General features: G+C 73.8%; 10 protein-coding genes. 6 read left to right on the top strand and 4 right to left on the bottom strand.

Annotated elements, in window-relative coordinates:
• Positions 1-5: 5 nt before the first annotated feature.
• The 3 genes from rpsN to ACF09J_RS05720 all read left to right on the top strand — a co-directional run bounded on the left by rpsN (position 6) and on the right by ACF09J_RS05720 (position 1,538).
• Positions 6-311, top strand: coding sequence for a 30S ribosomal protein S14 (rpsN, locus tag ACF09J_RS05730; protein WP_392304086.1), 306 nt, complete (start codon positions 6-8; stop codon positions 309-311).
• 77 nt (positions 312-388) lie between these two features.
• Positions 389-919, top strand: a complete 531-nt coding sequence (locus tag ACF09J_RS05725) for a hypothetical protein (RefSeq protein ID WP_392304085.1) — start codon at positions 389-391, stop codon at positions 917-919.
• Between the two features lie 91 nt (positions 920-1,010).
• A complete protein-coding gene (locus ACF09J_RS05720) occupies positions 1,011-1,538 on the top strand; it encodes a DUF4232 domain-containing protein (RefSeq protein WP_392304084.1) in 528 nt (175 codons plus the stop codon).
• A 77-nt stretch (positions 1,539-1,615) separates the two neighbouring features.
• On the opposite strand, the gene ACF09J_RS05715 is transcribed toward ACF09J_RS05720, so the two are convergent.
• The gene (locus ACF09J_RS05715; protein WP_392304083.1) at positions 1,616-2,734 is read right to left on the bottom strand and encodes a DUF2786 domain-containing protein; all 1,119 of its coding nucleotides are present in this window, start codon (positions 2,732-2,734) and stop codon (positions 1,616-1,618) included.
• 119 nt (positions 2,735-2,853) lie between these two features.
• Here ACF09J_RS05715 and ACF09J_RS05710 point away from each other — a divergent pair, with 119 nt between their 5' ends.
• Both ACF09J_RS05710 and ACF09J_RS05705 read left to right on the top strand, forming a co-directional pair.
• Positions 2,854-3,624 carry a Clp protease N-terminal domain-containing protein gene (locus ACF09J_RS05710; RefSeq protein WP_392304082.1) on the top strand — a complete coding sequence of 257 codons (771 nt, stop codon included), beginning with the start codon at positions 2,854-2,856 and terminating at the stop codon, positions 3,622-3,624.
• Positions 3,625-3,707: 83 nt separating this feature from the next.
• Complete coding sequence (locus ACF09J_RS05705) at positions 3,708-5,402, top strand: bifunctional 3'-5' exonuclease/DNA polymerase (RefSeq protein WP_392304081.1); 1,695 nt, start codon at positions 3,708-3,710, stop codon at positions 5,400-5,402.
• A gap of 97 nt (positions 5,403-5,499) precedes the next feature.
• On the opposite strand, the gene ACF09J_RS05700 is transcribed toward ACF09J_RS05705, so the two are convergent.
• Entirely contained in the window at positions 5,500-6,393 is an 894-nt protein-coding gene (locus ACF09J_RS05700) for a glycosyltransferase family 2 protein (protein WP_392304182.1), read from the bottom strand.
• A 293-nt stretch (positions 6,394-6,686) separates the two neighbouring features.
• Here ACF09J_RS05700 and ACF09J_RS05695 point away from each other — a divergent pair, with 293 nt between their 5' ends.
• A complete protein-coding gene (locus ACF09J_RS05695) occupies positions 6,687-8,336 on the top strand; it encodes an adenosine deaminase (protein ID WP_392304080.1) in 1,650 nt (549 codons plus the stop codon).
• Between the two features lie 46 nt (positions 8,337-8,382).
• On the opposite strand, the gene ACF09J_RS05690 is transcribed toward ACF09J_RS05695, so the two are convergent.
• Positions 8,383-9,552: a hypothetical protein gene (locus tag ACF09J_RS05690; protein ID WP_392304079.1), complete on the bottom strand. Its 1,170-nt coding sequence runs from the start codon at positions 9,550-9,552 to the stop codon at positions 8,383-8,385.
• Positions 9,553-9,660: 108 nt separating this feature from the next.
• On the bottom strand, positions 9,661-11,994 hold the full coding sequence (locus ACF09J_RS05685; protein WP_392304078.1) for a SpoIIE family protein phosphatase: 2,334 nt from the start codon (positions 11,992-11,994) through the stop codon (positions 9,661-9,663).
• Between the last annotated feature and the right edge of the window lie 186 nt (positions 11,995-12,180).

The following is a 12,180-nucleotide window of genomic DNA, read 5'->3' as shown; positions in this document are numbered from 1 at the left end:
ACGCCATGGCGAAGAAGAGCAAGATCGCGAAGAACGAGCAGCGACGGCGGACCGTCGAGCGGTACGCCGCCCGGCGGGCCGAGCTGAAGGAGATCATCCGCAGGCCGTCCTCGACGCCGGACGAACGGCTCGCCGCCGAGCGGGAGTTGCGTGGGCAGCCGCGGGACGCGAGCGCCACGCGGGTGCGCAACCGTGACCAGACAGACGGCCGGCCGCGCGGTTACCTGCGCACCTTCGGCCTGTCCCGGGTGAGCCTGCGGGAGCAGGCGCACGCCGGGCATCTGCCCGGGGTCCGCAAGGCCTCCTGGTAGGGCGCTCGTCCCTGGTAGCTTGCTGCGGTCGTACCGGCCGCCGGACGGCCGGCCGGTCTGAGACTGGGGGCTTTCCGATGACGACGGCGACCAAGGCGACCAAGGCGACAACGGCAACCGGGGCGACGGGGGCGAGCGCGGCGACGCGGATCGCGGGCGCGGTCCTGCTCGGCGCGCTCGCGCTCACCGGATGCGACAGCGGCGGCTCCAGTGACACGGGCGGAGCCTCCGCCGGCCCCGGCGCGACCGCGTCCGCGACCGGCGAGGACGGCGGCGGCGCGGGCGATTCGGCCGCCGACGAAAAGGGCGTGGACGGAAGCTGGCTCGCCACCACCGGCGGCAGGGCCGTGGCCCTGATCGTCAACGGCAGGCGGGCCGCGCTCTTCTCGACCGACCGGACCATCTGCACCGGCACGGCGGCCGAGGAGGGCACGAGGCACGTCATCCACCTCGACGCGTGCAAGGCCCGTACGACCGGCACGGTGGACTCCGTCAACAGGACCACGCTCCGCGTTACCTGGGAGGGTGGTCTCGGCATGGAGACGTACACCCGGTCCACGGGCGGGGCACTACCGTCGGGCCTGCCAACGGCGAGCCTGGGCTCCTGACGTTCGCGGGGCCGATCGCGGGGCCGGCAACCGCGCCGCCTGCTCGTGCGTGATGATCCTCGGGCACCGTCACGACCCAAGGGACCAGCTCATGCGCGCCATTCCGCTCACCGTCACCGCTCTCACCGCGGCCCTCCTGCTCACCGCCTGCGACAGCGGCGGCGACGACACCGGCTCCGGGAACAAGAACTCCGACGGCACGGCCTGCCGGATCGGCGAGCTCGGGGTCCAAGTCGGTCCCGCCAACGCCGCGCCCGCCGCCGGGGACACGGGCGATGTGCCCGTCACCGTCACCAACCGGGGCGCCCGGTGCACTCTGGAGGGCTTCCCGGGCGTCACCCTGTCCGCCGGCAAGGCGACGGCGGCCGTCCCGCAGGACACGTCCGGCAAGCCGCAGAGGCTCACCCTCGCCAAGGACGACACGGCGTCCTTCACCCTCAGGTACGTACGGGCCGCGGAGGGCGGCGCGAAGAGCCTCGCGGCGACGTCGCTGAAGCTCAGCCTGCCCGGGGCGTCCGACAGCCAGGACTTCCCGTGGTCCTACGGCCCGGTCCAGGGCAAGAAGGACGCGGGCGACCCGGACGCCTCGGTGACGGCCTTCCAGCCGGCCGGCGACTGACCGCGGCGCGCCGGATCACGCGGCCGGCGACTGACCGCGGCGCCGGTCACGCGGCCGGCGACTGACCGCGGCAGCGTTCAGGCGGGTGCGGCCCGTCGGCCGAGTGGCGGGCGGGACTTCACCTGGGCACGGTCCGCCGCCCGGGCCCCCTCCGTCCAGCCCGCCGTGTCGCTCACCCCGCGCAGCCGGGTGGTGGTCGTCTCCGGGAACAGGACGTCCACGTGGTCGGTGACCGCGACGTCCCGGGTCGCGAGCACGGGCAGCAGGTCCGCGGTGACCTGGGTCTCGGCGGCGGCCGTGAGGCGGGCGCCGACCCGGTGGGCGTAGGCGGCGAGGAAGGACTGCCGGAAGGTCTTCGTCCGCTTGCGCCCGCCCGCTCGCTGCGCGGCCTCCGCCCTGGTCATCGCCGTCGTGGCCTGGACCAGCAGCGACGCGTGAAGCAGCTCGACCACCTCCAGGTCGGCCTCGAAGCCGACGACGGTGGAGAAACCGAGGGCCTCGTTCCACACGGCGCGGCAGTGGTTCGCGGTGGCGACGGCGTCCAGCAGCACGGCCTTGGCCTGTTCGTACGGCGGCTCGACACCGATCCGGCAGGCGCCGGGAGCGTCGGGCGCCGGGGCGCGGGCGGCGAGCAGCGCCTCGTCGACGCTGTGCCGCGCCATCAGCTCCTGCGCCTTCGCGCTGAGCGCCTCCGCCTCCTCGGGGTACCCGGTCGCCTCCGCCTTGGCGAGCAGCGCCCGGATCCGGGTGAGCATGCGGGACTCGGCCCGGGGCGCGGGCGCGGGCTCGTCCAGCGGTTCGAGCGCGGGGAGCCGCAGCAGCAGGCGGTAGAGCTCCAGGACGGCGGTGACATGCGAGAAGCGGTCGGCGCGGGGCGGTTCCCCGGAGGGCAGTGCGTCGAGCTGGGCGGCCCAACGCGGGCCGCGCGGACGGTCGTCGGCCGCCTGCGCGCGGACGAGCGCCGCGAGCAGCCGTGCGTGGACCTCGCCGAGCTCCCGCCGCACGAGCCGGACGACATCGGCGGGCTGCCAGCCCCGCTGCCACGCGGTCGCCACGAACTCCCGCCCGCGCCGCAGGAGTTCGGCGTCCGCCGCGGGGTCGGACGCCAGCAGGGAGGCGCCGGTGTCGAGGGCGTCGTCGGAGGGTGTGTACAGGGCTGCCCGGAAGGCCCGGTCGACGGTGCTGGACGTGCTCACCGGTCGATGGTGCCACGAGAGGTCCGAAACTCTGTCCACACCCTGTGGACAACTCCTGACCCCAAAGGGGTGTCAACCCGCGGTTGACACCCCAAAGGGGCGCAACCTACGGTTGACACATGACGAACCCCACCATCAGGTCGAGCGTCCGTCTGGACGACCTCATCTCGGCCATCAAGACCGTCCACCAGGAACCCCTCGAACAGCTTCAGGACGCCGTGCTCGCCGCCGAGCACCTGGACGAGGTGGCGGACCACCTCATCGGGCACTTCGTCGACCAGGCCCGGCGCTCCGGCGCCTCCTGGACCGACATCGGCAGGAGCATGGGCGTCACCCGGCAGGCCGCGCAGAAGCGGTTCGTGCCCAAGGAGTCCGCCGACCTCGACCCCAGCCAGGGCTTCAGCCGCTACACGCCCCGCGCCCGCAAGGTGGTCATGGCCGCCCACGAGGAGGCCAAGGCCGCCAGGAACGCCGAGGGAACGCCCGCGCACCTGGTCCTCGGGCTGCTCACCGAGCCGGAGGCCATGGCCGCCCAGGCCGTCGAGGCCCAGGGCGTCACCCTGGACGCCGTCCGCGAGGCCGCGACCGCCGCCCTGCCGCCGGCGTCCGACGACGCCCCCGAGCTGGTCCCCTACGGCTCGGCCGCGAAGAAGGCCCTGGAACTCACCTTCCGCGAGGCCCTGCGCCTCGGCCACAACTACATCGGCACCGAGCACATCCTGCTGGCCCTGCTGGAGCTGGAGAACGGCGAGGGCGTCCTCAGCGGCCTCGGCCTGGACAAGGCGCGCACCGAGGAGTACGTCGCGGCAGCCCTGGCGGAACTGGTGAAGGACCGGGCCCGGCAGGACGAGGACCAGGAGCCGCAGGAGGGCGGCGGACAGGACGGCTGACCGCGCCCTCCTTCGTGGCAGGCCGGAGCGCCGGAACCTGAGTATCAGCATCAATGTCAGACCTGCCTGCGACACTCGCCGACATGACCGACCGGTGGGCTCTGGCACCGGCCGAGGACGGCGGCGCCGAGGTCGCCCCCCTCGGCCGGGACGGGCTGCCCGCCGGTCCGGTGCACCGTGCCGCGGACCTCGCGGAGGCGGTCCGCGGCAGACCGGACGTCGCACGATGGGTGTGGCGGTCCACCGCCGAGGTCTATCCACGCCTGCTCGCCGCGGGCGTGCGGGTGGAGCGGTGCTACGACATCGAGGACGCCGAGACGCTCCTCCTCGGCCACGAGGGGCGCCACGGCGAGCCCCGCTCGGCAGCCGCCGCCCTGGCCCGGCTGCGCGGCGGCCCCGTACCACCGGACCCGCCGCACCGGTCCGCCGAACCCGGCGCGCAGTCCTCGCTCTTCGAGCCGCAGAGAGTGCGCCTGCCGCTGACCGACCTGATCGCGGTCTACGCCGAGCAGCAGCGGCGGCACGAACGAGCCGAGCACCCCGACCGGATGCGCCTGCTGACCGCGGCCGAGTCGGCGGGCACGCTGGTGGCGGCCGAGATGAACCGCGCGGGCCTGCCCTGGCGCGCGGACGTGCACCGCGAGGTGCTGCACGAACTGCTCGGCGAGCGCTACGCGGGCGGCGGCGAGCCCCGCCGCCTGGCCGAACTCGCGGACGAGGTGTCCGCGGCCTTCGGCCACCGGGTGCGGCCGGATCTGCCCGCCGACGTGGTCAAGGCCTTCGCCCGGGCCGGGATCCGGATGAAGTCCACCCGCCGCTGGGAGCTGCGGTCCGTCGACCACCCGGCCGTCGAACCGCTGCTGGAGTACAAGAGGCTGTACCGGATCTGGGTCGCCCACGGCTGGTCCTGGCTCCAGGACTGGGTGCGGGAGGGGCGGTTCAGGCCGGAGTTCCTCGCCGGCGGCACGGTCACCGGCCGATGGGTGACCAACGGCGGGGGCGCGCTGCAGATCCCCAAGGTCATCCGCCGGGCCGTGGTGGCCGACCCCGGCTGGCGCCTCGTCGTGGCCGATGCCGCGCAGATGGAGCCGCGGGTGCTGGCGGCCGTCTCCCGCGACCCGGGACTGATGGAGGTGGCCGGCCGGGACGCCGACCTCTACCAGTCGGTGTCCGACCGGGCCTTCTCCGGCGACCGCGCCCAGGCGAAACTCGCCGTGCTCGGCGCGGTCTACGGGCAGACCTCCGGCGACGGCCTGAAGAACCTCGCCGCCCTCAGACGCCGCTTCCCGAAGGCGGTGGCGTACGTCGACGAGGCCGCGCGGGCCGGCGAGGAGGGCCGGCTCGTACGGACCTGGCTGGGCCGCACCTGTCCCCCGGCCGCCGGGGCGAGCGAGGACACGACCGGGGAGGCGGGCCTCCCGCAGGACGACCCGGCCGCCGCTCAAACCGCCGACCAGGGCTGGATGCCGGGGTACGCCTCCACCAACTCGCGGGCCCGGGGCCGCTTCGCCCGCAACTTCGTCGTGCAGGGAAGCGCCGCCGACTGGGCCCTGCTGCTGCTCGCCGCGCTGCGCCGCACCTGCCGTGACCTGGCGGCCGAACTGGTCTTCTTCCAGCACGACGAGGTGATCGTGCACTGCCCCGAGGAGGAGGCGGACACGGTCGTCGAGGCGATCCGGCAGGCCGCGGAGGTGGCGGGACGGCTGACGTTCGGCGACACCCCGGTGCGGTTCCCGTTCAGCACGGCGGTGGTCGAGTGCTACGCCGACGCGAAGTGAGCGGGCCCGGGCACCGTACGGACCCCGGCGGCGTGTTCCGGTGGGGCCCGTACGGCGTCGGACAGGTCGCACGGGGCCGCGCGGGATCCGGACCGGGTCAGACGACCGGCGGCCGGCCGAGCCGGGTCAGCCGCCACACGGTCCGCCAGCGCATGGGCCGCCGCTCCCCCGCCGGCTCGCGCAGCCCCTCCACGAACCCGCCGCACCAGGCCCTCAGCCCGGCGAGCGAACGGGTCCGCGCCAGGGTGAGCAGCGTCCACACGCCGAGGTGGACCGGGACCAGCGGGAGCGGCAGCCGCCGCCTGACCAGCCAGACCCGGTTGCGGGCGGTGACCCGGTAGTAGACGGCGTGCCGCGCGGGCGAGGTCTTCGGATGCCGCAGGAGCAGCTCCGGGGCGTAGAGGATCTTCCAGCCGGCGTCGGCGGCGCGCCAGGCCAGGTCGGTCTCCTCGTGCGCGAAGAAGAACTCCGCGGGCCAGTCCCCGGTCTGCTCCAGCATCGCCATCCGCAGGGCGTGCCCGCCGCCGAGGAACCCGGTGACGTACCCACCCCGCATCGGGTCCGAGCCGCCGATCCGCGGCACGTGCCGCTGCTGGGTCTCGCCGTGCTCGTCGGCGATGCGGAAGCCGACGATGCCCAGGCGCGGGTCGGCGGCGTACAGGTCCCGTACCCGGCGCAGCACGTCGGCGTCGACCAGGAGCCCGTCGTCGTCCAGCTCCACGACCACGTCGACGTCCCCGAACTCCCGCAGCCGGGCCAGGGCGACGTTGCGCCCGCCGGGACAGCCGAGGTTCTCGTCCAGATCGACCGCCGTGACCTCGCCGGGCAGGGACAGTCGCCGGGCGAACTCGGGCAGCCTGCACCCGTTGCCGACGATCACGATGCGGGCGGGCGCGAGGTCCTGCTTGGCCACGGACTCCAGCAGGGCGTCGACCTCGGGAGGCCGGTTGCCCATGGTCACCACCGCGACAGCGATCCTCGGCTCCACCACGGCCCTCATCCCATCCGACGACGACGGCGCCCGCGCGGCGCCCCCGTTCACCAGGATGTCGCCTCGGCGGCGCCGGTTGCTCTGACGCCACCTCACTTTGCCTCCTCTTACCCCCGCCTCGCCTCGACCCGCCCGGAACCGGCACGGAAACCCCACCCCACGCGTGAGTTCGTCAGCCGCCCGGGTGATGCCCGCCGAATTCCGCGCCGTCACCCGGTCGGGTACTGTCCGGCGAAAGATGTCCGGGAGAACCGATTCAGCCGCGTTTGTTCCCCGATCATGCCCGAGTGAGCATGCAACGCCGAAGTTCCGCACGCCGCCGGGTCGTTCCGGCCGCCGTGGGCTCCCTCCTCGCCCTGTCCCTCCTGTCCGCCGTGTCCGCCGGCGCCCAGCCCGCCGCCGGGGCGCAACGGGCCGGTGACGCGGGGCCGGCCGGTGGCGGACTCCCGTCGCGCGCCGTGCCGCAGTCCAGGCCGGTGACGGCCGCGGAGGCCCGTACGGACGCCTACCTGAGATCGCTGCGCTCCCGGCCCGTGCCGCTGCGCGGCTTCTTCGTGAGCCTGCCCAAGGGCGGGGACCTGCACAACCACCTCTCCGGGGCGGTGTCCACGGAGTATCTGATCGAGCTGGCCGCCGAGGACGGGCTGTGCGTCGAGACCGCGACGCTGACCGCCGTCGCGCCGCCGTGCGGACCCGGCACCCGTCCGGCGGCGGACGCCGGAAGAGACCGCGCCTTCCACGACGCGCTGGTCCGGGCCTGGTCCATGCAGGACTTCCCGCCCGGCGGCAACGGCCACGACCACTTCTTCGACACCTTCGGGAAGTTCGGCGAGGTGACCTGGCGGCACCGGGGCAAGCTGCTCGCCCAGGTCGCCGACCACGTCGCGGGCCAGAACCAGTTCTATCTGGAGACCATGGTCAGCCCGGCCTCGGACGGCGCGAAGCAACTCGCCGCCGAGGTCGGCTGGGACGACGATCTCGCCGCCCTGCACCGCAAGTTGGTGGCCGGTGGCAAGCTGGACAAGCTGGTCGCCGCCGCCCGCAAGGAGGCCGACGACGGCGACGCCGAGTTCCGCGCCACCGAGCGCTGCGGCACCCGCCAGGCCCGGCCCGGCTGCCGGCTCACCGTCCGCTGGATCTCCCAGGCCTCCCGGGGCAGCGCTCCGGAGCGGGTCTTCACCCAACTCGCCCTGGGCATGCGGCTGGCCGAGCGCGACCCGCGCTTCGTCGCGGTCAACCTCGTCCAGCCGGAGGACGGTGACGTGGCGCTGCGCGACTACAGCCTCCAGATGCGCATGGTCCGCTATCTGCGCGGCGCGTACCCGAGGGCCCATGTCACCCTGCACGCGGGCGAGTTGTGGCCGGGGCTGGTCAAGCCGCAGGACCTGAGGTTCCACATCGAGGAGGCCGTCGACGTCGCCCGCACCGAACGCGTCGGGCACGGCGTCGACCTCGTCCACGAGGACGGCTGGCAGAGCACGGCCCGCACCATGGCCGCCCGCCAGGTCGCCGTCGAGGTGCCCTTCTCCAGCAACGCCCAGATCCTCGGCGTGAAGGGCGCCGAACACCCCTTCACCACGTACCGCCGCTACGGCGTCCCCATCGTGCTGGCCACCGACGACCCCGGCGTGTCCCGGATCGACATCAGCCACGAGTACCAGTACGCCGCCGCGACCTACGGCCTCTCCTACCCCGAGCTGAAGGACCTCGCGCGCGCCTCGCTCCAGTACGCCTTCCTGCCCGGTGCCGGCCTGTGGCAGGGCAATCCCACCACCACGGGCTACCGGATCGTGCCCGCCTGCCGCGGTGAGCACCCCGGCCTGCCCGTATGGACCCCGGCCTGTCAGCGCCTGCTCTCCGGCAGCCCCAGGGCGGAACTCGAGTGGCGCCAGGAGGCGGCCTTCGCCACCTTCGAGCGCACACACGCCCGCACGGAACGCTGACCACCACCCTCCGCGCACCCTCGCCGGGGTGCGCGGAGGGACGGGCCTAGGAGTGAGCGGGGCTCTCGGCGGCGGGTGTGGCCTCCGGGGCCTCGTCGGCCGTACGGCCCACGGTCAGCCGCAGCGTCACGGCGGCCGCGACTCCCGCCACCAGTCCGCAGGTCAGGGCGGCCGGAACGCCGTAACCGAGGCCCGAGGACAGGTAGATCAGGCCCCAGCGCAGGCCCGCCCCGTCCGTCGCCATCCGCAGCAACTGGCTCGCCAGCAGCCCGAGGACGGTCGCGCACACCGCGCCGACCGCCATCGCCGGAACGGTGGCCCGGGTCAGCACGACGGGCAGCCACCGCAGCGCCCACCACACCACGGCGAGCAGCAGTACGTCGGGCAGCCGGTGCAGGAGCCAGTCGCCGAGCGGCGCGCCCGCCGGGCCCGCCCAGCCACCGAGAAGCAGCCACTCGCGCAGCAGGTCACCCGGTTCGGCGAACAGCCCGCCGGCCGGGTCGAACCTCTGGAGGGACGCCGCCACCGACTGGTACGAGAGGACGACCACGGACAGTGCGACGACCACGGTCCCGGCGGTGGCGGAAAGACGGGCGGCCCGCGCCGGAACGGCCTGCCGCGGCAGCGGACCGGCGCCCTTGGCGGTGATCCAGGCCGCGAACACCGTCCCGGCCGCCGCGACCAGCGCGGTCACCACGAGGATCTGCCGCCCGGACGAGATCAGGGCCGCCAGCTGGGGCAGGAAGCGGTAACTGCCGTGCCCCTTCGAGGCGATCACCCACGGCGTGGAGACGGTCATCGCCAGGGTCCCCGCCACGAGGCCCCAGGCCCACACCGCGAGCAGCGTTGCGGGCAGCCGGCCGTGCACCGGCGGCAGCCTGCGGACCAGGTGCAGCGCCCCGGGCACGAAGAAGGCGAAGACCGCGCCGAAGCGGATCTGCGCGGCGGTGTGGTAGAGCGCCAGGTAGCGGGCCCCGTCCGGATCCGGCGTGCCGTCGACCCAGTCGGCCGCCCCGGCACCGAACCGCACGACGTCCGGAGGGTCGTACGACCAGGGGGTGAGCCAGCCTTCGAGCTCGGCGGTGGTCCGGCCGCCGAGCGCGTCGGCGGCGCCCGCCAGGTGCAGGGCCTGCGCACTCGCCCCCGCCCACCACAGCAGCGCCGTGATCAGCAGCCCCCCGACCAGCGCCGGTATCACCGCTCGCCGATACGTCATGACCGTCCCCCGCCTTCGTCCGCTCGTGGCGCGCATGCCACAGCCGGGCGGTGAGACTACGGCCTGCCGATCACGTACGGATCACGGCGCGGACCACCGCTCGCCCCGCTACTGCTCCGAGTCGGGCGGCAGCAGCCCCTCCATGGAGAGGTCCTCCAGCCCTTCCAGCGCGCCCAGTGCCTCCAGGGACAGGCCCTTCACCGGCACGCCCTCCACCGGCAGGGCCAGCTCGCACCAGATGGTCTTGCCGTCGCGGGCGTGGCGGGTGCCCCAGCGCTGGGTGAGCTGCGCGACCAGCATCAGGCCGCGTCCGCCCTCGTCGAAGATGCGGGCCTGGTGCAGATGCGGGGCGGTACTGCTGGCGTCGGAGACCTCGCAGATGATCACGCGGTCGTAGATGAGCCGCAGCTGGATGGGAGCCTGGCCGTAGCGGATGGCGTTGGTGACCAGCTCGCTCACCACCAGTTCGGTCACGAAGCCGATCTCCTCCAGGCCCCAGGCCGCCAGCAGGCGGGCGGTGCGGGCGCGGATCCGGGCCACCTCGGCCGGTTCCGCGGCGATGTCCCAGGTGGCGACCCGCGCCTCGTCCAGGCTGTGCGGCCGGACCAGCAGCAGTGCGGCGTCGTCGCTCGGGGGGTCGGGCAGCAGCGTCTTGACCACGTGGTCGCACAGCGCTTCCAGCGAGTCGCACGGCTCGGTCAGTGCCTGGCGCAGCTCTTCCAGCCCCGTCTCCAGGTCGCGCTGCCGGGTCTCCACCAGGCCGTCGGTGTAGAAGGCGAGCAGGCTGCCCTCCGGCATCTGGGCCTCCACCGTCTCGAACGGCACACCGCCGACACCGAGCGGCGGCCCGGTGGACAGGTCGAGGAAGTCGGCGCTGCCGTCGGGGGCCACGACGATCGGCGCCGGATGGCCGGCACAGGCCATCGCGCAGCGCCCGGTCACCGGGTCGTACACCGCGTACAGGCAGGTGGTTCCGACGTCCGCGGCGCCTCCGTGTTCCGGGTCGGCACCGTCGTCGGCCCCCGATTCCGCGGACTGCCGGCTCACCAGGTCGTCCAGCCGGGTGAGCAGCTCCTCGGGCGTGGGATCGACGTCGGCGAGGGTGCGCACGGCCGTACGCAGCCTGCCCATCGCCGCGGCCGCGTGGATACCGTGTCCGACCACGTCCCCGACCACCAGCGCGACCCGGGCACCGGAGAGCCCGATCACGTCGAACCAGTCGCCACCCACCCCGGCGCGGGGTGCGGCGGGCAGATAGCGGGAGGCGACCGTCACCGCCGAGTGCTCGGGAAGCTGCTGCGGCAGCAGACTGCGTTGCAGGGTGCGCGCGATCTCGTACTGGTTCTCCAGCGCGGCGGCCTTCTCTATGCTCGCCGAGGCCAGCTGGGCGAGCTGGACGAGGACCGCCTCGTCGTCGGCCGTGAATTCACCGCCGTCCATCTTGTCCGAGAGCTGGATCAGCCCCAGGTTGCGGCCGTCGGTGGCGATCAGCGGGACGGCCAGCCAGCCACGCATGGGCGGATGGACCCGGGCGAAGGAACCGAAGCCCCGCCAGGCCGGATGCGCCTCCAGCTCGCCCTGGGTCATCCGCATCGGCCGGTTTTCCTTGCACACCAGGACATAGATCCCGTCTCCGGCCGGGGGCTCGTCGAAGAAGCGGTACTCGCCGTACTTGTCCGACAGGGAGACCGCGTTGATCGCCTGGGCCCAGCGGAGGTTCGAGGTCATGCTGGTGACCGACTGGTGCGTGCCCACCAGCCCCCTGGCCTCCTCGGTGACCGTCTGGAGAGCGAATTCCAGTGAGGGTGCGGCATTGATCCGCAGACTGGCCCTGGCCAGGTCCTGCAACTGCTGTGATCGTCTGTGCTCGACCACGGCGGCGGCCGCGGCCCGCGCGTAGAGCCGGCTGTGTTCGGCCGCGTCCAGCCGCAACCGGACCTCGCTCATCACCGAGGCGCCCAGTTGCTCAAGGGCCCGCTGCTGCCCCGCGTCCCACAGCCGCGGCCTGGTGTCGATCACGTACAGCGCGCCGATCGGCAGCTCCTCGAGGAGCAGCGGCACACCGAGGTAGGCGCGCATGCCGGTGGTGGCGACCGCGCGGTCGGCCCGGTGCGCGAAGTCACCGCGGACGTCGTCGATGACCAGCGGCCGGCGCGACACCACCACCTCGGAACAGAAACACCAGTCGACTCGTTCCTGCTGCCCGTGCCGCGGTACGGTCCGGCCGTTCCCGCCGCGGATGTACTGCTGGTCAGCCCCGGCCAGGCTGATCAGCGCCATACGGGTGTCCAGCAGCCGCACGGCCAGGTCCACCGACCGGGCGAACGTGTCCGCGGTCAGTTCGTCGACCGCGCGGACGGCGTCCACCGCGGCCAGCCGTGCCGGCTCGCGCAGCACCGCGGCAGGGTCCGGCGGGTTGCCCGCCTTACCGAGCTCGGCCATGACCCCTCCGCGCCTGCTGTCTGAGTACGCACCCCTCTCGGAACCGGCGGTCCAGGCCGTGGCCCTGAACCCCCGGGCCGCCCGACGACCTCGCCCGGACGTTCCGATCAGGGAGTCACCCTTGCCTGATTCCAAAAGTACGCCTGCCACTCGCAGCGGCGAACTCGACCAACGGGTGCTCCCCGG

Origin of the sequence: Streptomyces sp. NPDC014889, from assembly GCF_043081205.1 — a bacterium.
GTDB lineage: Bacteria > Actinomycetota > Actinomycetes > Streptomycetales > Streptomycetaceae > Streptomyces.
Note: the sequence above shows the minus strand (reverse complement) of the source record. Positions and strands in the feature narration are given on the sequence as shown.

Bases quoted from the DNA above. Each gene is read 5' to 3' on its own strand.
- ACF09J_RS05725 (WP_392304085.1), top strand. From the start codon at position 389: ATGACGACGGCGACCAAGGCGACCAAGGCGACAACGGCAACCGGGGCG.
- ACF09J_RS05710 (WP_392304082.1), top strand. From the start codon at position 2,854: ATGACGAACCCCACCATCAGGTCGAGCGTCCGTCTGGACGACCTCATC.
- ACF09J_RS05690 (WP_392304079.1), bottom strand. From the start codon at position 9,552: ATGACGTATCGGCGAGCGGTGATACCGGCGCTGGTCGGGGGGCTGCTG.
- ACF09J_RS05695 (WP_392304080.1), top strand. From the start codon at position 6,687: ATGCAACGCCGAAGTTCCGCACGCCGCCGGGTCGTTCCGGCCGCCGTG.
- rpsN (WP_392304086.1), top strand. From the start codon at position 6: ATGGCGAAGAAGAGCAAGATCGCGAAGAACGAGCAGCGACGGCGGACC.
- ACF09J_RS05705 (WP_392304081.1), top strand. From the start codon at position 3,708: ATGACCGACCGGTGGGCTCTGGCACCGGCCGAGGACGGCGGCGCCGAG.
- ACF09J_RS05685 (WP_392304078.1), bottom strand. From the start codon at position 11,994: ATGGCCGAGCTCGGTAAGGCGGGCAACCCGCCGGACCCTGCCGCGGTG.
- ACF09J_RS05720 (WP_392304084.1), top strand. From the start codon at position 1,011: ATGCGCGCCATTCCGCTCACCGTCACCGCTCTCACCGCGGCCCTCCTG.